Raw genomic sequence first — 19678 nt, forward strand, 5'->3', positions numbered from 1 at the left:
CAACCTGCCATGCAACTTCGCTCGCCCTCCGGAATCGCTGCGCCGCGCATCGAGGACCTGATTGCCCGGCGTGATCTGTCCGCCGTATTCCAGCCGATCATCGACTTCGAGGACGGCGCGATTCTCGGCTACGAAGGCCTGATTCGCGGGCCGGCCGGCACATCGCTCGAGACGCCATTCGCGCTCTTCTCGCAAGCGCTCGTGGAAGGCTGCACGATCGAACTCGAACAGGCCGCCGCGCGCGCCTGTATCGACGCGTTTGCGAGACTCGGCTACGACGGCAAGCTGTTCCTGAACTTCAGCGCAGGTGCGCTCCGGCGTCTGGCCGCCGTACCCGACGACACACTCGCGCTGCTGCGCCATCGCGGCGTCGATCCACAGCGCATCGTGGTCGAGTTGACGGAGCAGAGCATGATCCCCGACGTCGGGAGTTTTCTGCCGGTGATCGCTTCGTTACGCACGGCAGGCGCGCAGTTCGCACTCGACGATTACGGCACCGCGAACGCGAGCATGAATCTGTGGGTGCGACTCCAACCGGACGTCGTGAAAATCGACCGCTTCTTCATTCACGACATCGCGTGCGATCCCCTGAAGTTCGAGGCCGTTCGCGCAATGCAGCACTTCGCGAGCGCAAGCGGCGCGCGCCTCGTCGCCGAAGGCATCGAGAACGAGGCGGATCTGATCGTCGTGCGCGACATGGGAATCGGCTGCGGGCAAGGCTTTTTCTTTGGCCGTCCGCATGCGCAGCCGGCAAGCAAAGTCACTGACGACGCCCGCGACGCCTTGCGCGCAGGCCACATCGCCGTGTTTCCCGAGGCGACCCGCACGCTCGGCGGCGCGTCGCCGTCGGGCGGCATGGCTTCGGAGAAGATGCTCGTGCACGCGCCCGCGTTGCCGCGCCAGGCAACCAATAACGACGTGCTGGAACTCTTCAACCGTCTGCCCGATCTGCACGCGGTCGCCGTGGTCGAGCATGACGAACCGGTTGCGCTGATCAACCGCCGCAGCTTCATGGACCGTTACGCGTTGCCGTATCACCGCGAATTGTTCGGCAAGCGGCCATGTCTGCTATTCGCGAACGCCTCGCCCGTGGTGATAGAGAAATCGATGACCGTCGAGCAGATGGCCAAGCTCCTCGCAAGCGACGATCAGCGCTATCTCGCCGATGGCTTCGTCATCACCGAAAACGGCAAGTACGCGGGACTCGGCACTGGCGAGAACCTCGTGCGCGCGGTAACCGAGGTCCGCATTGAAGCGGCGCGTTACGCTAACCCGCTGACGTTCCTGCCGGGCAACATCCCGATCAGTTCGCACATCGCGCGGCTCGTCGGCAATCACGCCGGCTTCTACGCCTGCTATGTGGACCTGAACCACTTCAAGCCTTTCAACGATCAATACGGCTACTGGCAAGGCGACGAGGTATTGAAGTTCGCCGCTGCGGTGCTCGCCGACGTCTGCGATCCGACGCGCGACTTTCTCGGTCACGTGGGCGGCGACGACTTCCTCATCCTGTTCCAGAGCGACGACTGGCGCGAGCGCGTGCTGCGCGCGATTCACGTATTCAACGAGGGCGCGCAGCGCTTCTACGCGCCAACCGACCGTCTGGCCGGCGGCATTCACGGCGAAGACCGGCGTGGCAACCCGACCTTCTTCGGCTTCGTCACGATGGCAATTGGTTGCGTGCGCGTGGAGCCTGAGCCGACCGGCGGCGCGTCGCTCTATAACAGCGAGGAGATTGCCACGGTCGCGGCGCTGGCCAAGCGGCGCGCGAAGCTCGAACCAAGCGGATTCGTGCTGATCGACGCCGAAGAAAGCGTGGCCTTGTTGCGTGGGCAGTCAGAAGCCGCGGCGACGTCCGCCGATTGACGACATTGCGCCGACAGTTTTGAAACACCGCATTCCGAAGCTCGGCTAACGCCATTGCGCACGCTCGGGACAGACCGGGTCGCGCGAAAAGTGCATGTGTTTAGCAATTTTACTAAACAACAAAATACAAAAAATACCAACAACTACGGGTATTTACGGGTGCTATTGGCGACCCTACAAAGCTGTTTGACGGCCGTTTTACTATACAATCGCCCGGACCCAAACATGTGCGGCCGCCCTGTCACGGCTGCCTGCTTCGATGGCGATAACCATCCGCGACGTCGCGCGTGCGGCCAGCGTGTCGATCGGCACCGTGTCCCGCGCACTGAAAAACCAGCCGGGCCTGTCCGAGGCCACACGCGTGCGCGTGGTCGAGGCCGCGCGCGAACTCGGCTATGACGCGGGCCAATTGCGTCCGCGCATCCGCCGTCTAACGTTTCTGCTGCACCGCCAGCACAACAACTTCGCCGTCAGCCCATTCTTTTCGCACGTCTTGCATGGCGTGGAAGACGCCTGCCGGGAGCGCGGAATCGTGCCGTCGGTGCTAACCGCCGGGCCCACTGAAGACGTCATCCAGCAGATGCGCCTGCATGCGCCCGACGCCGTAGCGATTGCCGGCTTCGTCGAGCCGGAGACGCTTGCCACGCTCGTCGCCATGCAGCGTCCGCTTGTGCTGATCGATCTCTGGGCGCCGGGATTGCGTTCGGTGAATCTCGACAACGCGGCCGGCGCCGCGCTTGCCATGCGGCATCTGTTCGAACAGGGGCGCAAGCGGGTGGCGTTCATCGGCGGATCGCTCGCGCACTTCAGCATCGCGCAGCGCGCACTCGGTTATCGGCGTGCATTTTTCGAAGCGGGACTTTTATTCGACCCGTCGCTCGAAGTCACGATCGACGCCGGACTCGATCCCGACAGCGGCGCGGCCCGGGCGATGCAGCAACTCCTCGATGCGCCCGGCCCACGCCCAGACGCCGTGTTTGCCTACAACGACGCTGCCGCGCTCGCGGCGCTGCGCGCCTGTTTCGCGCGCGGTGTGCGCGTGCCGGAGGACATCGCCATTATCGGCTTCGACGACATTCCTGCCGCCGCTCACGCCACGCCGCCGCTGTCCACCATTGCGGTCGACAAGGAAGCGCTCGGCCGCCGCGGCGTGGAATTGCTGCTCGAAGACGCGCCGGCCGAAACAGAAGTCCGCGTGCCCGTTCATCTCATTGCCCGTGCCAGTACTTTGGTGAAAACGCCATGACGCTATCCGCTACGCCTCCTTCCGCCAACGGCGCGCCTGCCGTGCCGGCCGTCGCCAGCTTTCGCAGCCGCGAGTTTCTGCTCTCCCATGTCGAGGACACGCTGCGCTTTTACGCGCCCAATGTGTTCGATTCGAGCGGCGGCTTTTTCCATTTCTTCCGCGACGACGGTTCCGTCTACGACAAAACCACGCGGCATCTGGTGAGCAGCTGCCGCTACGTCTTCAACTACGCGATGGCGTATCGGCAGTTCGGCGACCCGAAACATCTGGAATACGCGCGCCACGGCCTGCAATTTCTGCGCGACGCGCATTGGGACGGGCAGCACGAAGGTTACGACTGGGAAATCGAATGGAGCGACGGCAGGAAGCGCACGCTCGACGCCACGCGCCACTGCTATGGCCTCGCGTTCGTGCTGCTCGCGTACTCGCATGCGGCGATGGCCGGCATCGAGGAAGCCAAGCCGATGATCGGCGCGACGTTCGAATTGATGGAGCATCGCTTCTGGGACGCCGCCGCCGGTCTCTACGCCGACGAAGCATCGCCCGAATGGCGTGTGAGTTCGTATCGCGGGCAAAACGCGAACATGCACACCACCGAGGCCTTGCTCGCCGCGCACGAAGCGACCGGCCATCTCGTGTATCTGGACCGCGCCGAGCGCGTGGCGTCGAACATCACGCTGCGTCAGGCAAAGCTGTCGCAAGGGCTCGTGTGGGAGCACTTTCACGCGGACTGGTCGGTCGACTGGCATTACAACGAGGAAGACAGCTCGAACATTTTCCGTCCGTGGGGTTTCCAGCCCGGGCATCAAACGGAATGGGCGAAGCTGCTGCTGATCCTCGAGCGCTATCGTCCGCTGCCCTGGCTCTTGCCGCGCGCAATCGAACTGTTCGACGCCGCGATGACGCACGCATGGGACGAAGACCATGGCGGCCTGTATTACGGCTTCGGCCCGGACGGCACTGTGTGCGACCACGACAAGTACTTCTGGGTGCAGGCGGAGACTTTCGCGACCGCCGCGCTGCTCGGCAAGCGCACCGGCAACGAGCGCTTCTGGGACTGGTACGACGAGATCTGGCGCTATAGCTGGGCGCACTTCGTCGATCATAAATACGGCGCGTGGTATCGCATCCTCACCTGCGACAACCGCAAATACAGCGACGAAAAGAGTCCGGCCGGCAAGACCGACTATCACACCATGGGCGCATGCTACGAGGTGCTGACGCACGCGCTGGCCGACGGCTCGACCGCCGCGGCCGTCTCCACGGAGCACGCAAAATGAGCCACGTGTCCAACGAACTGCCCGTCTTCGTTTCGGCGGGCGATATCCTCACCGATCTCGTGCGCACGGGCGCCTCGCAATGGCTATCGCGTCCGGGCGGCGCAGGCTGGAACGTGGCGCGTTGCGTCGCGCGGCTCGGCTTGCCGACCGCCTGCGCGGGCTCGCTCGGCGTCGACAATTTCTCCGACGAACTGTGGGACGCGAGCGTCGCGGCAGGGCTCGACATGCGCTTTATGCAGCGCGTGGAGCGCCCGCCTTTGCTCGCGATTGTTCATCGCACGCATCCGCCTGCTTACTTTTTCATGGGCGAGAACGGCGCCGATCTCGCCTTCGATCCCGCGCATCTGCCGGCAGGCTGGATGCAGCAGGTGAAGTGGGCGCACTTCGGCTGCATCAGTCTCGTGCGGCAACCGCTCGGCGACACGCTCGCCGCGTTGGCCGCCGAACTGCGCTCGCGCGGCGTGAAGATCAGTTTCGACCCGAACTACCGGAATCTGATGGAGCACGGGTACGAACCCACGCTACGCAAAATGGCGGCGCTCGCCGACCTCATCAAGGTATCGGACGAGGACCTGCGCCTGCTCTTCAAGACCGACGACGAAGCGCATGCGCTTGCCCAATTGCGCGCGATGAATCCTGCCGCCACCGTACTCGTCACCCGTGGACCGGAAACGGCTGTGCTGATCGACGGCGCGGCGACTTTCGAGGCGCGACCGCCGCGCGTCGAGGTGGTGGATACGGTCGGCGCCGGCGATGCGTCCATCGGCGGCTTGCTGTTCAGTCTGATGACCGCTTCGCAGCGTGCGTGGCCGGAGCATCTGGCGTTCGCATTGGCGGCCGGCGCGGCAGCCTGCCGGCACGCGGGCGCGCATGCGCCGTCGCTCGATGAAGTCGTCGCGCTGCTGTAACGCGCGGGCGTTATCTTTCCGGTTGGACAGGCGCGCGTCGTCGCGAGGCGGCGCGCCACGGGGCTTCAGCCGAAGCGTCATTGCCGTGCTAGGATGAAATCACCGGAACCTTTGGAACAAGGAGCGACGCCATGGAGGACATCACCTACACCAAAGGCATCTACACGGCCACTGCAACGGTGAGAGAGGTCGGCGCGGACACCTGGCAGGGCGTAGTCACACTCGCGCGCGACGAAGGCGAGGCGAGCCAGGACCAGGAAACCACGGTCTATGAAGTCGAAGCTACCTCGTCCACACCGGGCGAGGCGCTGGAAGAAGCGAAGGCGCTTGCTCATCGAATACTCGGGGAAATCGAACTCTAGGCAGACCGGCGCGGCGCATCTTGCGGCGCGCCACCTGAACGCAATGGTCGGAGGCGATCATGGTTGAGCAGCTCTTCCTCTACGGCGTGTACTCGATTCACGTCCGCCCAATCGAACTCAGCGGCGCGCGCTGGGACTCGGAATACGAAATCAGGCATCGGGAGAAAGCGGTCAAACCGTGGACGACCATCGGCGGCGACAACGGTTACGCCGACGAAGCACAAGCCATCGCTGCGGCACACCAGCAAGCCGTCGACGACATCGAGCACGGCGCAGGCATTCCGAAGCCGCGAGCATTTCCTTAAAGCAGAGCGCAGGTCGTCCGTGCCGGCGTTAGCGCTTGCGTCACCGCTAGCAGGCATCGCACACAGCATTTGAACGCGGCATTCACGCGATTCCAAATGCTGCGGAAGCGCCCCGCCGCACCGCCACGGCGCAGAAAACGCACGCCTTCTTTCGCTCCAGTTCGACGCGCTGAAGATCGCGCTCCGCGAGCGAGGCCGCGTGCTACGCTTGCGCCGTTTTCATCTCCACGAGTACGCGATGGCTACTGAACCGTCGGACCGTTTTGCCCGCATCGGACGCGAGAAAGTCAGCGCAGAAAATAGCCCTTCGCGCGGCAGCCGCGAACTGCGCCTCGACGACCGCGTGGTGATCGCGCACGGCATGCCGACGCGATTCTGGCAGGACCTTTATCACCGCGCGCTGGTGGTGCGCTGGCCGATGTTTTTCGTCAGCCTCGCGGTGATCTTCCTGTTGCTGAACACCACATTCGCCGCGCTCTATATGCTCGGCAACGCGTCCATTGCCAACCAGTATCCGCCGGGCTTCGGCGGCGCGTTTTTCTTCAGCGTCGAAACGCTGGCCACGGTCGGTTATGGCGACATGCATCCGCAAACGGTGTACGCGCACTGGATCGCGACGCTTGAAATCTTCGTGGGTATGTCGAGCATTGCGTTGGCAACGGGGCTGATTTTCGCGCGCTTCTCGCGTCCGCACGCGAAGATCATGTTCGCCCGCTACGCAATCATCCGGCCGCTCGACGGTCACATGACCTTGATGGTCCGCTCAGCCAACGGGCGTCAGAACGTGATCGCCGAAGCACATGCACGGCTGCGCATTATGCGTCGCGAAACGACTCCAGAAGGTTATACGCTGCGCAAGCTTTACGACCTCACACTCGTGCGCGACCAGCATCCGGTCTTCAAGCTCGGCTGGAGCATCATGCATGTGATCGACGAAACAAGTCCGCTTTTCGGCGAGACCGCCGAGACGCTAAAAGCAAGCGACACGTCGCTGCTGCTCACGCTTGAAGGCGTCGACGAATCGACGTCGCAGACCATGCAGGCGCGCCACATGTGGACATGCGATCAGATCTACTGGCAGCACCGTTTTGTCGACATCATGAGCGAACGGGACGGCGTGAGCCATATCGACTATTCGCATTTTGACGAGATCGTGCCGCTGGATGAAGCGCCTGTTGCGACGGGTATTCGTTCATAAAAACAGCGTATCTGTTAAAAATATAAAAACCGAAAAAGAGATAAGCATTTCGGAATCCTTTCGCTAGATTTTCAGATTCATACTGTCTATGCTGCGCGGCTTCGTTGCCCAAGAACGCCGCCATGCAGCATCGCCGTAAAGCCACTTTCGCCGCCGCTTCACTCGCCCTCTACGGGCTGCCGTCGTTCGCCCAAAGCAACGCATCGCTGATCAACGTCCTGCCGGGCAACGACACGCAGCGCGCACAACAGCAACGGCTTGAAGCCAATGCGACGAATGGCTCGCTCGGCAACGCGCTGAACGAGGACGCGCCGCGCGCGACGAGCGTCGATCTCGCGCATCTGCCGGTGCAGTCGCCTTGCTTCGAAATCGAAAAAATCCGGATTACGAACAATCCGCTCGATTCGCTCGACCGTCTCGTCGAGCCGGTCAAGGGTCAGTGTGTCGGCGCGGACGGTCTGAAGATCGTGCAGGACAGCGTCGCCAATAAACTGATCGGCTATGGCTATGTGACCACGCGTGTCGCCGTGCCCGAGCAATCGCTCGCCTCCGGCACGCTTCAGCTCGACGTCGTGCCGGGCCGCGTCGGCGCGATACGCACCGAGGGCGAAGCGATCGGCGACATCGCGCGTACGTTGCCGTCCGGCGAGGGTACGCTCCTGAACCAGCGCGCGATCGACCAGGCGCTGGAAAACATCCGGCGTCTGCCGTCGCAGGCGGACGCGCGATTCGACATCGCGCCGGGCATTGGCGCCGGCGAATCCGACCTCGTACTGCACGCCGGCACCGGGCGACGCTGGCGCATCGCGGCTGGCTACGACAATGCGGGCCAGACTGCCACCGGCAAGAACGAGCTGTTCGGCGCGCTGACTGTCGACTCGCCCTTCTATCAATACGACCAGTTGCAGGTATCGGGTCTCACCAACGCCAACCGTGGCGCACCCGGCAAGGGAGAAAACCAGGCCGCCGCGTCGTACAGCGTGCCTTTCGGCTACGCGATGCTCACGATTGACGCTTATCGCGCGAGTTATCTGCAAACACAGGCGTTCGCCTCCGGCGCCGCGCAATTCACGGGCGAGCAGAAAGGCGCGGGCATCAAACTGTCAGGCGTCGTGCAGCGCGGCGCGAAGTCCCGCACGGAATTGCGCGCGCGCTTTTACCGCGCGTTCAATCATCACTATGTGAACAACACGTGGATCGACGTGCAGGACCGCGACGTATACGGCTACGAAGTCGGCGCGTCGCATCGTCATTACATCGGGCGCGCGCAGATAGACGCGTCGGTCGGCTGGCGCGACACGCTGCCGGGCATCTCGCGTCAGCCGGGTTACGTACTCGGCGACAGCGCGTTCAACGGCCGCGAGCAGATCGTCACCGCGTCGCTCAACGTGCTTGCGCCGTTTCGGGTCGGCAATCAACCGTTCTCGTACCAGTTTGGCTGGACCAGGCAGAACGCGCGCACCCGGGTTACCGCCCCTGACTACTTTACGATCGGTACTCGCTATGCCGTACGGGGCTTCGACCAGCAGGCAACGCTCGCGGCCGAAAACGGCTGGACCGTATCGAACGAACTCGACTGGTACGCGCCGACGTCCTACGGCGTGCAAGCCTTATACGCGGGGCTCGACGCCGGACGCGTACAAGGGCCGACGACGCGGTACCTGGCGGGTGACACCCTGGTAGGAATGGCGGTGGGCGCGAGAGGCAGCCTTGCGCCGAAGAATCGCCTGTCGGCGGGCGTCAACTACGACGTCTCCGTCGGCTGGCCACTCTACAAGCCGAAGGCTTTTCCGAGCGGATCGCCCACCGTACTCGTACAAATCAGCGCGCTGATCTGAACGAGGCTTCCTATTTGTTAGTTGTACTTTTGTTAATGTAGAGGAAACAACAATGCAGAAAATTGACCCTCGTCTGGTGGACGGCAACAACCGGAACTTGTGGTTTGCTGCACGCGCCAGCGCGTTCGCGGCGTTGTGCACATTCGGCATGCAACCGCTCGTCGCGAGCGCGCAAGCCAATCTCGCCATAACCGTCGACTCGAGCGCCGCGTCGCGCCCGACTTTCGGCACCTCCGGCAACGGCACGCAGGTCGTCAACATCGTCGCGCCCAATGCGGCCGGCGTGTCGAACAACCGCTTCGCGCAGTACAACGTCGGAACCGGCGGCGTGATCATCAATAACGCTACGCAAGCCGCGCAGACGCAGATCGGCGGCGCGGTACAGGCCAACGCCGCGCTCGGTCAGAAAGGCGCGAGCGTCGTCCTGATGCAGGTCACATCCGGCTCGCCGACGCAACTGCTCGGCACGACCGAAGTCGCCGGCAAGGGCGCCAACCTCGTGATCGCGAACCCGGCCGGCATCACCTGCTCGGGCTGCGGCTTTCTCAACGCGCCGCGGGTCACGCTTGCGACCGGCACGCCGACGCTGAAAGACGACGGCTCGCTGGGCACGCTCGACGTCAAGCAGGGCACCATTGCCGTCGACGGCAATGGCCTGAGCGGGTCGGCAAGCGCGGTCGATTTGATTGCACGCGCGATGACCATCAACGGCAAGGTGCAAGGCAAGACGATCGACGCAATTGCAGGCGCGAATCGCGTCGACTACGCGTCCAAATCGGCAGCCGCGCAAGCGGGCACGGGCGCCGCGCCGCAAGTGGCAATCGACGTGCAATCGCTCGGCAGCATGTATGGCGACGGCGCCGTGCGTCTGATCGGCACCGAAGCGGGTGTCGGCGTGCGCGACAACGGCGCGCTGAACTCGCTGACCGGCAGCGTGAGCGTGGGGGCCAATGGCGACGTGACGATCGGCGCGCCCGCCAGTATCAAGGCGGCAACCGACGTCAACGTGAACGGCGCGAATCTGACGAACAACGGCTCGATCGCAGCTGCGCGCACGCTCAATGCTTCGGCGATGCAGGCGCTGACCAACAGCGGCACGTTGACGGCCGACAGCATGTCGGTGAACGCGCGCGGCACGCTATCGAACACCGGCAAGATCTCGGGAGCAGGCGTGCGTCTGGGCGGCGATCAGTCGCTCGTCAACACCGGCACCGTCGAAGCCACGCAAGACGCAACGCTGGCCGGCGACCGCCTGACGCTTTCGGGCGGCAGTGTGAAAGGCGACACGGTGACGCTGCAAGGCGGCACGGTCATGAATCAGGGCGTCACGGTGAGCGCCGCGAAGTCTCTCAACGTGAGCGCGACCCGCTTTGACAACACCGGCACGCTGACTTCCACCGGCGCGGTCAGCGTCAACGCGTCAGACACGTTCACGAACCAGGCGAACGGCAAGCTGACCGGCCAGACGGTGCAGTTCGGCGGCGTGAACGCGACGAACGCCGGCTCGGTCACGGCAACGCAATCCATCAACGGCAACGCCATGCAGACGCTCGACAATCAGGGCACGCTCAGCGCCGAGCGCGTCAGCCTGACCACGCGTGGCACGTTGTCGAACAGCGGCAAGATTGCGGGCAGCGGCGTGAGCATGAACGCGGACCAGTCGCTGACCAATAAGGGCATCGTCGAGGCGTCGATGGAAGGAATGCTCGCGGGCAACCAGGTAACGCTCTCAGGCGGCAGCGTAAGCGGCGGCACGGTGACGCTGCAAGGCGGCACCATCGCCAACCAGGGCACGACTGTGAGCGCCGGCCAGTTGCTCAATATCAACGCGACTCGCGTGGATAACTCGGGCACGCTGAGTTCCGGCGGCGACGCGCGCGTTAATGCCATGGACACGTTCGCGAACGCGAACGGCGCGTTGAGCGCGCAGAACACGCTGCATGTCGGCGCAGGCACGCTGGACAATCGGGGCGCCAGTTTCAACGCCGGACAGATGCTCGACGTCAGCGCACAACAGGTGCTGAACGGCAACGGCCGCATGAAGTCGGCGGGCGCTGCGAGCTTTCAGTCGGGTTCGCTGGACAACACCGGCGGCGCGATCTCGGCGCAGCGCGAGGCGGTCATCAACGTCGACGGGAAACTGACCAACGACAACGGTTCGATCACGTCGAGCACCACGCTGAGCGGCACGGCAGGCTCCCTGTCGAACGTCGGCGGTACGATTTCGGCACCGGTCTCGGCAGACATTCGCGTTGCGGGCGGCGGCAATAACGGTGGCTACGTGCCGCCGGTCGAGCCGCAGCCGCAGCCGCAGCCGCAAACGCAACCGCAACCGTCGAGCTTCGTTCCGCCTCCGGGCTACGTGCGCATCTCGCTCGACTCGCCGGACCTGCGCAAGTACAACGGCTTCTACGGCCCTGACGGCTACTTCTACGCGTTCGTCAACAATCCGGTCTAAGCCGCGCATCTGACTGGGCGTCGCCATGCGCTAACAAAGGCACGAGCGATTAACTCACGGGCGGCGTCATGCAGCAATGCGTGCCGCCGCCCGATATGTTTCGACACCCCGTCAAAACATGCATCAGCGTGTCTGCCTGGATGCGTGCAGCACACCGCCCGACGCACCAGGGCATACCCGAATCCCCCGTTCGCGTGGCATATCTATCTCAAAAGAGGCTTAAAACCGGGCGCTCCTCGCGCTCATTCGCCGACGTCAAAGCAAAGTAGAAAAAATCCACTCCGATTGGCGCTAAAAAATAGAGTCTCTTTCGCTGCGGCCCCCCACGTCTGCCCGAGGACGCGCGCCGAAGATACAAACAGCATCCATCACGTATGGGATTGGAGACTCACCTATGACCGCTCGCCTGCCCATCGACGGCACGCCCGCTCTTTCCGACTACAAGCTGTCCGACAATCTCACCGCAACGCGCGGCCGGATTTTCATGACCGGCACCCAGGCGCTGGTGCGCCTCGCGCTGATGCAACGCTCGCTCGACCGCGCGCGCGGCATGAACACCGCGGGCTTCATCAGCGGCTATCGGGGTTCGCCGCTCGGCATGGTCGATCAGCAATTGTGGAAAGCGAAGAAACTGCTCAGCGCGAGCGATATTCGCTTCCTGCCCGCTATCAATGAAGAACTCGGCGGCACCGCCGTGCTCGGCACGCAGCGCGTGGAAGCGGACCCGGAGCGCACCGTCGAAGGCGTGTTCGCCATGTGGTACGGCAAGGGCCCCGGTGTGGATCGCGCGGGCGACGCGCTGAAGCACGGCAACGCGTACGGCTCGTCGCCGCACGGCGGCGTACTGGTGGTAGCCGGCGACGATCACGGCTGCGTGTCTTCGTCGATGCCGCATCAGAGCGACTTTGCGATGATGGCGTGGCACATGCCGGTCGTGAATCCGTCGAACATTGCGGACATGCTCGAATTCGGGCTGTACGGCTGGGCGCTGTCGCGGTTTTCGGGCGCGTGGGTCGGCTACAAGGCGATCTCCGAAACAGTCGAATCCGGTTCGACGGTCGATCTGGATGCGCTGCGGACCGACTGGAGCGCGCCGGAGGATTTCGAAGCACCGTCGGGCGGCCTGCACAATCGCTGGCCCGATCTGCCGAGCCTCACCATCGAATCGCGCATGCACGCGAAGCTCGACGCCGTGCGTCACTTTGCCAAAACCAACAGCATCGACAAATGGATCGCGCCGAGCCCGCATGCGAACGTGGGCATCGTCACATGCGGCAAGGCGCATCTGGATCTGATGGAAACGTTGCGCCGCCTCGACCTGACCGTCGCCGATCTCGACGCGGCCGGTGTGCGCATCTACAAAGTCGGCCTGTCGTTCCCGCTGGAAATGACGCGCATCGACACGTTCGTCGAAGGGCTTTCCGAAGTGCTCGTGATCGAGGAGAAGGGCCCCGTCATCGAGCAGCAGATCAAGGACTATCTGTACAACCGCACGCAAGGCGCGCGGCCGGCCGTGATCGGCAAGCAGGCGCAAGACGGCAGCATGCTGCTCTCGTCGCTCGGCGAATTGCGGCCTTCGCGCATCTTGCCCGTGTTCGCCAACTGGCTCGCGAAGCACAAGCCCGCATTGGATCGCCGCGAGCGTGTAGTCGATCTGGTCGCGCCGCAAATTCTCTCCAACGCCGCGGACAGCGTGAAGCGCACGCCGTATTTCTGCTCGGGCTGTCCGCACAACACGTCGACGAAAGTACCCGAAGGCTCCATTGCACACGCAGGCATTGGCTGTCACTTCATGGCTTCGTGGATGGAGCGCGACACGACCGGCCTCATTCAGATGGGCGGAGAAGGCGTGGACTGGGCGTCGCATTCGATGTTCACGAAGACGCGCCACGTCTTCCAGAATCTCGGCGACGGTACGTACTTTCACTCCGGTTTTCTCGCGATCCGTCAGGCGGTCGCGGCGAAAGCCACCATCACGTACAAGATTCTCTACAACGACGCCGTCGCGATGACGGGCGGCCAGCCCGTGGACGGCAGCATCTCCGTGCCGCAGATCGCGCGTCAGGTGGAAGCGGAAGGCGTATCGCGCTTCGTGGTGGTCAGCGACGAGCCGGAGAAATACGACGGCCATCACGATCTTTTCCCGAAGGGCACGACGTTCCATCACCGTAGCGAAATGGACACCGTGCAGCGCGAGTTGCGCGACACCGACGGCGTGACCGTGCTGATCTACGACCAGACGTGCGCCGCAGAAAAACGGCGTCGCCGCAAAAAGGGCGAATTCCCCGACCCCGACAAGCGCCTTTTCATCAACGAAGAAGTCTGCGAAGGCTGCGGCGATTGCGGCGTGCAGTCCAATTGCCTGTCGGTTGAACCGGTCGAAACCGCGTTGGGACGCAAGCGTCGCATCGATCAATCGTCGTGCAATAAAGACTACTCGTGCGTGAACGGTTTTTGCCCGAGCTTCGTGACCGTCGAAGGCGGTAAGCTGAAAAAAGCCGCGGGCGCCGCGTTCGATCCGCAAGCATTGGCTGAACGCATCAACGCGTTGCGGCTGCCTGCGACGCAGCTCGATGCCGCACCGTACGACATCCTGGTGACGGGCGTCGGCGGCACGGGCGTCGTGACGGTCGGCGCATTGATCAGCATGGCTGCGCATCTGGAAGGCAAGAGCGCGTCGGTGCTCGACTTCATGGGCTTTGCGCAAAAGGGCGGCTCGGTGTTGTCGTTCGTGCGCTTTGCCGCGCGCGACGAGTGGCTCAACCAGGTTCGCATCGACACGCAGCAAGCGGACGTGCTGCTCGCCTGCGACATGGTGGTCGGCGCGAGCGCCGATGCATTGCAGACGGTGCGTCATGGCCGCACGCGCATCGCCGTCAACACGCATGCCATTCCGAACGCGACGTTCGTGCAGAACCCGGACGCCACGCTGCATGCCGACGCGTTGATCGACAAGATGCGCCATGCAGCCGGCAGCGAGCGCATGTCGACTTGCGACGCGCAGGCGCTCGCCACGCGTTTTCTCGGCGACACTATCGGCGCTAACATTCTGATGCTCGGTTATGCGTGGCAGCTTGGTCTCGTGCCCGTGTCGTTCGGCGCGTTGATGCGCGCAATCGAATTGAACAACGTGGCCGTGCAGATGAATCAACTGGCGTTCTCCATCGGACGGCTCGCTGCAGAAGACCTGGCCGCGCTCGAATCGCTGTGGCAGGCGCGGCACGCCGCGAAGCAGACGGTGCGCGTCGATACGCTCGACGAACTGATTGCGCATCGCGAAGGCCGTCTGCAGATTTACGGCGGCGCAAGCTATGTGAAGCGCTATCGTGCGCTGGTCGATGCTGCGCGTCGCGCGGAAAGCGCGATCGGCGCAAACAGTGAACGCGTAACGCGTGCGGTGGCTACGACGTTCTATCGTCTGCTGGCAGTGAAAGACGAATACGAAGTTGCGCGCCTGCATACCGATGCCGCGTTCCGCGAAGCACTCGAGGCGCAATTCGAAGGCGTGGCCGGCAAGGACTTCGGCATCAACTTCAACCTCGCGCCGCCCGCACTCACGCGCGCGCATTCGGGTGCGAATCCGACGAAGAAAACCTTTGGCCAATGGATGTGGCCGGTCCTCGGCGTACTCGCCAAGGTGCGCGGCCTTCGCGGCACGATGCTCGACCCGTTTGGCCGCACGCTCGAGCGCAAAATGGAGCACGAACTCGCGGACGACTACGAAACCACGTTGCAGCGAGCGCTTGCCAAGCTTAACGCCGACAATCTCGACGACGTCGCGAAGCTCGCCGATCTGCATGCCCGTGTGCGCGGTTATGGCCATGTAAAGCTCGCGAATCTCGCGGGCGTGAAGCGGGGCGAGCGCGATCTCGTCGCGCGTCTGCAGATCGAAGCGGCGACGGGAGCGTCGGTTAAAAAATCGCTGGAGGAAGTGAAAGGCGCCGGGCAGTTGCGCGGCATTCCCGTGGTAGTGGCGAAGTAAGGGCTACGAGGCACCGGCCTTGCCGACGCCTACAACAAAGCCGCTCGTGCACATGCACGTAGCGGCTTTTTTTCTGCCTGGCGATTCAGCCCGCGCGCTAGCTTTTCGCCTCGGCATCCAGCAATGCCCTCACCTGCGCGACCTTTGCGCTTTCGACCGGGGCGAGCCCGTTACCGCCCGCGCGGACGCCCGACCCGAAGTGCACCGCTTCGACTCGCGTCCTGCTCACGAAGCCCGCAACTGCATCGACAGTCAGACCCGCGCCTGCCAGCACCGTGCAGCGCGACCCCGCCGCCTGGCGCGCCAGTTCGCGAATGGTCGCTTCGGCATCGAGCACCGAGGGCTTGCCGCCCGAGGTCAGCACATTCGTCACTGCATCGAAACCGAGCAGCACGTCTAGCGCTTTTTGCTGATCGAGAGCTTCGTCAAACGCACGATGGAAAGTGATCGCGAGATCACCGGCGGCGTCGATCGCACGCGCAAGTTGTTCGCGGTCGATCTCGCCGTTCGCGTTCAACATGCCGATCACCACACCGTTCGCGCCCGCCGCCTTCACCGCTTGCACGTCGCGCAGCATCACCGCGAAGTCGTCGGCGTCGTAGACGAACGAACGGCTGTGAGGGCGCACGATCACGTTGACAGGAATGCTGACCGCATCGACCACCGCTTCGATCAGGCCGATGCTCGGCGTCAGCCCGCCCTCGCCCATCGCGGTCACGAGTTCGAGCCGGTCGGCGCCCGCTTGCGCGGCGAGCCGTGCGTCGGCAACAGTAGTGGCAATGACTTCGAGTAGAACGGACATGAGCGCAGCCGGGTGTCGTTGAAAACGACATCATCGCAGAAGCGCTATTCGTCGATCCAGTCGATGTCGCCGCACAGCACGCAGGTCTGCGCCCCGACGCGCGTCGCCACCGACAACGTCACGCACGGCAACGCTTCGTTGATCGACAGATACGGACGCGTCACATGCACGCGCTCGGGCGAGTTGATTGCATCGCGAAAATACGGACGACGCAGCCAGTTCGCGCCTTGCGCATCGGCAAGCGGCAGGAAGCGCGTTTCATGCGCCGCGCGATCGGCCCGCAGCACGACGTTGCGCCCCGCTTGGCGCCCTTTCGCGTCGAGCAGAAAGCAGCGCGCGGCGTGATCGAGCGCGAGAAAATTCCAGCACACTTCTTCGAGCGGCTCGCCTGCAGCAAGCCGCTCGGCCGCGCGTTCGAATGCGCGCAGATAGGGAGCGAGGCGGCTCGCGGTGCGGCGCTCGTGTGCTTCCGTCTGATCGCGGTAACGTTCGGTTAGCTCGCCGATGCAGGTCGCCGCGTGCGTTGCGTCGGCCGCCCCCGGATTCGGGCGTCCGAAGAAAAACCCTTGAACGAAGTCGGCGTTGCAGGCAAGCGCCATTTGCGCCTCGTGTTCCGTTTCCACGCCTTCGACAAGCACAAGCTTGCCTGCTTCATGCAGCAACGCGACGAGGCCTGGCAGAATCGTTCCCATGTCGGCCCGATGCGCCGCGTGCGAGAGCATGATGCGGTCGAGCTTCACAATGTCCGGATTCAATTGCCAGATGCGCTCGACGTTCGAATGTCCCGCGCCGAAATCGTCGAGTGCGATCAGGAAGCCGCGCTCGCGGAACTGGCGTACGGCATCCGCGAGACGCTCCAGATCTTCAGCGCGCTGCTCGAGCACTTCGAGCACGATGCGCCTGGGAGACAAGCCGAGGCGCTTGAGCGTAGCCAGTAATGCAGCGGACAGATACGGATCGGTGAGCGCGCCGGGGTGCACGTTGAGGAACAGCCACTCGCGTTCGGCGCCTAGCACCTTGAAGTTTTCCAGGTGCAGCGTCTGCGCGAGACGGTCCAACTGCAACACATCGCCCACGCGCGCCGCCTCGCCGAACACGTCGAGCGGCGAAACCGGCCGGTCGAGCATGTCGTGCGCGCGCAGCAAGCCTTCATAGCCGACCGCCCGCATATGCGACAGACTGAAGATGGGTTGAAACACGCTCGTGAGCGTCAGCTCGCCGTGCTGCACCGAGAAGCGTTCCAGGCCGGACGTCATTTCGACGTCGAAACCGTGGCGCGCGCTGGCCGTCCTTTCCTGTTGCGCAATCGTCATGCAATCCTCTCACGCGAGAGCCGGGCCGGTCGAACGCGGGTGCGAACAACCCACGGCGCCATTGCTCCAAAATGTGCGTCATCGATATGGCTTAAGCAAGCTCCATGCGCGCGCTCGCGCACATAGCCGTGTAACTCGCGTGAAAGATTGCACCGGCGGCATCGCACGTGCGCCACGGCAGGGCGCGGACGCACCTTTAGCGTGCAGCGACGATTAGCTGATCTTGCGGAACGCGAAGCGGCCCTCGCGGAGTCGCTAAGCACGCTGCGCGGCGCGGTCACGCTGCGCAGGTCAAACTCACAAGCTAAACTCGCGGTCTACGCATGGCGCCCGCGCTGCGCCGCGCGGCGCACGCCGACGCGCCATATGCCGCTTGCGCGCGGGCCTTACGAGGTGCGACGCGCCGGCGCAAAAACCTTTGTCCGCCTCTCCGTTATCTTCCCAAGTCTCGTACCGATGGAAATTGTCTTCACCGTATTGATTCTTCTGCTTGCCGTGGCCGGGTCGGGTGTCGTGACCCGCCTCGCGCCATTGCCGTTGCCGCTGGTTCAGATCGCAATCGGCGCGATGCTCGCTTGGCCGAAGCTCGGATTGCACGTCACGTTCGATCCGGAAATCTTCATGATGCTGTTCATTCCGCCGCTGCTGTTCGCGGACGGTTGGCGCATTCCGAAGCGCGAATTTTTCATGGCGCGCCGCTCGATCCTGATGCTCGCGCTCGGCCTTGTGTTCATGACGGTGCTCGCCGTCGGCTACTTCGTGCATGCGCTGGTACCGTCGATGTCGCTGCCCGTCGCGTTTGCACTTGCCGCCGTGTTGTCGCCGACCGATGCGGTCGCACTCTCCGGCATCGCGGGCAAGGGCAAGATTCCAGGCAGGCTCATGCACATCCTGGAAGGTGAGGCGTTGATGAACGACGCCTCCGGCCTTGTCGCGCTGAAGTTCGCGATTGCCGCCGCGCTCACCGGTGTCTTTTCATTGCGCGACGCGTCGATCAGCTTCGTGATCATCGCGGCGGGCGGTCTCGCAACGGGCGCAGCGGTGAGCTGGCTCTTCAGCTTTATCGCGGTGCGCTTTCTGAATCTCGCCGAAGAGGGCGACCCTGCGCCCGGCGTCATCATGACGTTGCTGATTCCATTCGCCGCATACCTGATCGCAGAACGCCTTGAACTGTCGGGAATTCTCGCAGCGGTCGCGGCCGGCATGATGATGAACTACACGACGCTTGCGACGTCCGGGCCGGTGGCATCGCGAGTGCGCGCGAGCAGTACGTGGACCATGATCGAGTTCGTCTTCAACGGGATGGTGTTCATTCTGCTGGGGCTTCAGTTCCCGCACATTCTCGGACGCGCGCTGCTCGATGCGCATGAAACGAGCAACGCGCAAGTCGGGCTGCTGATCGGCTACATCGCGGCCGTTGCGGCGGCGCTCTACACAATGCGCTTTGTGTGGGTCTGGTTGCTGCGCTGGTTCGCGAGCCGCGGCGCGGCGCGCCAGGGCGTCGCGAACGCGGTGCCGGGATTGCGCACGGTGGGGGTCACGACAGTCGCAGGCGTGCGCGGCGCTGTGACATTGGCAGGCGTGTTGTCGCTGCCGGAGATGCTGCCGGACGGCGCACCGTTGCCTGGGCGCGACCTCGCGATATTCATCGCATCGGGCGTGATCCTGTTGTCGCTGGTCGTCGCTGTCTTCGCGTTGCCGCTGCTATTGCGCGGATGGCGCCGCGGCAAAGACCCGCATGCTGCGGAAGAAACGCTGGCACGTGTGATGGCCGCGCAAGCCGCCATTCGTGCTGTTGACGACGTGCATGATAAGGAGTGCGCGAACCTCGACGAATCCGCCTCGGCATATGCGGCCGATGTCACCGCGCGCGTGATGGACATTTATCGTCGCCGGCTCGCCGCACTCGGCGAGGAGCGGGAACCGCGCGAAATGGCACGGCGCGCCGACGCATTGGAATTTCGCATGAAGCTCTCGGCGATGCGCGCGGAGCGTCAGGTGCTCCTTAGCTTGCGCAGCAGTCAGGCCATCAACGACGAGACGTTCAACAAGCTCATGCGCGAAGTGGATCTGTCGGAGACGGCGCTGACCGCGCGCAGGAAGTGAAGTCGGCTACTGCT

13 protein-coding genes are annotated in these 19678 nt (G+C 63.7%); 11 read left to right on the top strand and 2 right to left on the bottom strand.

Features of this window, described 5'->3' with window-relative positions:
• Positions 1-9: 9 nt before the first annotated feature.
• The 10 genes from ACTJLB_RS01385 (at position 10) to ACTJLB_RS01430 (ending at position 15443) form a co-directional block, all read left to right on the top strand.
• Positions 10-1866, top strand: a complete 1857-nt coding sequence (locus tag ACTJLB_RS01385; protein ID WP_440782231.1) for an EAL domain-containing protein — start codon at positions 10-12, stop codon at positions 1864-1866.
• Between the two features lie 259 nt (positions 1867-2125).
• The gene (locus tag ACTJLB_RS01390) at positions 2126-3112 is read left to right on the top strand and encodes a LacI family DNA-binding transcriptional regulator (protein ID WP_020067155.1); all 987 of its coding nucleotides are present in this window, start codon (positions 2126-2128) and stop codon (positions 3110-3112) included.
• The gene (locus ACTJLB_RS01395) at positions 3109-4392 is read left to right on the top strand and encodes an AGE family epimerase/isomerase (RefSeq protein ID WP_087751691.1); all 1284 of its coding nucleotides are present in this window, start codon (positions 3109-3111) and stop codon (positions 4390-4392) included. The genes ACTJLB_RS01390 and ACTJLB_RS01395 overlap by 4 nt, the downstream gene beginning before the upstream one ends.
• On the top strand, positions 4389-5300 hold the full coding sequence (locus ACTJLB_RS01400) for a carbohydrate kinase family protein (protein WP_020067157.1): 912 nt from the start codon (positions 4389-4391) through the stop codon (positions 5298-5300). The genes ACTJLB_RS01395 and ACTJLB_RS01400 overlap by 4 nt, the downstream gene beginning before the upstream one ends.
• Positions 5301-5431: 131 nt before the next feature.
• Positions 5432-5662 (top strand): hypothetical protein, encoded by a 231-nt coding sequence (locus ACTJLB_RS01405; protein ID WP_020067158.1) that lies wholly within the window; start codon positions 5432-5434, stop codon positions 5660-5662.
• A gap of 59 nt (positions 5663-5721) precedes the next feature.
• Positions 5722-5967, top strand: coding sequence for a hypothetical protein (locus tag ACTJLB_RS01410; protein ID WP_020067159.1), 246 nt, complete (start codon positions 5722-5724; stop codon positions 5965-5967).
• 238 nt (positions 5968-6205) lie between these two features.
• A complete protein-coding gene (locus ACTJLB_RS01415) occupies positions 6206-7165 on the top strand; it encodes an ion channel (RefSeq protein WP_310356462.1) in 960 nt (319 codons plus the stop codon).
• Between the two features lie 122 nt (positions 7166-7287).
• A complete protein-coding gene (locus tag ACTJLB_RS01420) occupies positions 7288-9003 on the top strand; it encodes a ShlB/FhaC/HecB family hemolysin secretion/activation protein (RefSeq protein ID WP_440782232.1) in 1716 nt (571 codons plus the stop codon).
• A gap of 52 nt (positions 9004-9055) precedes the next feature.
• Positions 9056-11461, top strand: a complete 2406-nt coding sequence (locus tag ACTJLB_RS01425; protein WP_440782233.1) for a two-partner secretion domain-containing protein — start codon at positions 9056-9058, stop codon at positions 11459-11461.
• A gap of 394 nt (positions 11462-11855) precedes the next feature.
• Entirely contained in the window at positions 11856-15443 is a 3588-nt protein-coding gene (locus tag ACTJLB_RS01430; protein ID WP_440782234.1) for an indolepyruvate ferredoxin oxidoreductase family protein, read from the top strand.
• Between the two features lie 97 nt (positions 15444-15540).
• Here ACTJLB_RS01430 and ACTJLB_RS01435 read toward each other — a convergent pair whose 3' ends face one another.
• Together ACTJLB_RS01435 and ACTJLB_RS01440 are read right to left on the bottom strand one after the other, a co-directional pair.
• Entirely contained in the window at positions 15541-16245 is a 705-nt protein-coding gene (locus ACTJLB_RS01435; protein ID WP_440782235.1) for a copper homeostasis protein CutC, read from the bottom strand.
• 44 nt (positions 16246-16289) lie between these two features.
• Positions 16290-17558 carry a sensor domain-containing phosphodiesterase gene (locus ACTJLB_RS01440; protein ID WP_020067163.1) on the bottom strand — a complete coding sequence of 423 codons (1269 nt, stop codon included), beginning with the start codon at positions 17556-17558 and terminating at the stop codon, positions 16290-16292.
• A gap of 456 nt (positions 17559-18014) precedes the next feature.
• Between ACTJLB_RS01440 and ACTJLB_RS01445 the strand changes: the two genes are divergently transcribed.
• Positions 18015-19664, top strand: a complete 1650-nt coding sequence (locus tag ACTJLB_RS01445) for a Na+/H+ antiporter (RefSeq protein WP_088173252.1) — start codon at positions 18015-18017, stop codon at positions 19662-19664.
• The last annotated feature ends 14 nt before the right edge of the window (positions 19665-19678 follow it).

This window comes from Paraburkholderia sp. 22098, assembly GCF_052045935.1.
Classification (GTDB): domain Bacteria; phylum Pseudomonadota; class Gammaproteobacteria; order Burkholderiales; family Burkholderiaceae; genus Paraburkholderia; species Paraburkholderia caledonica.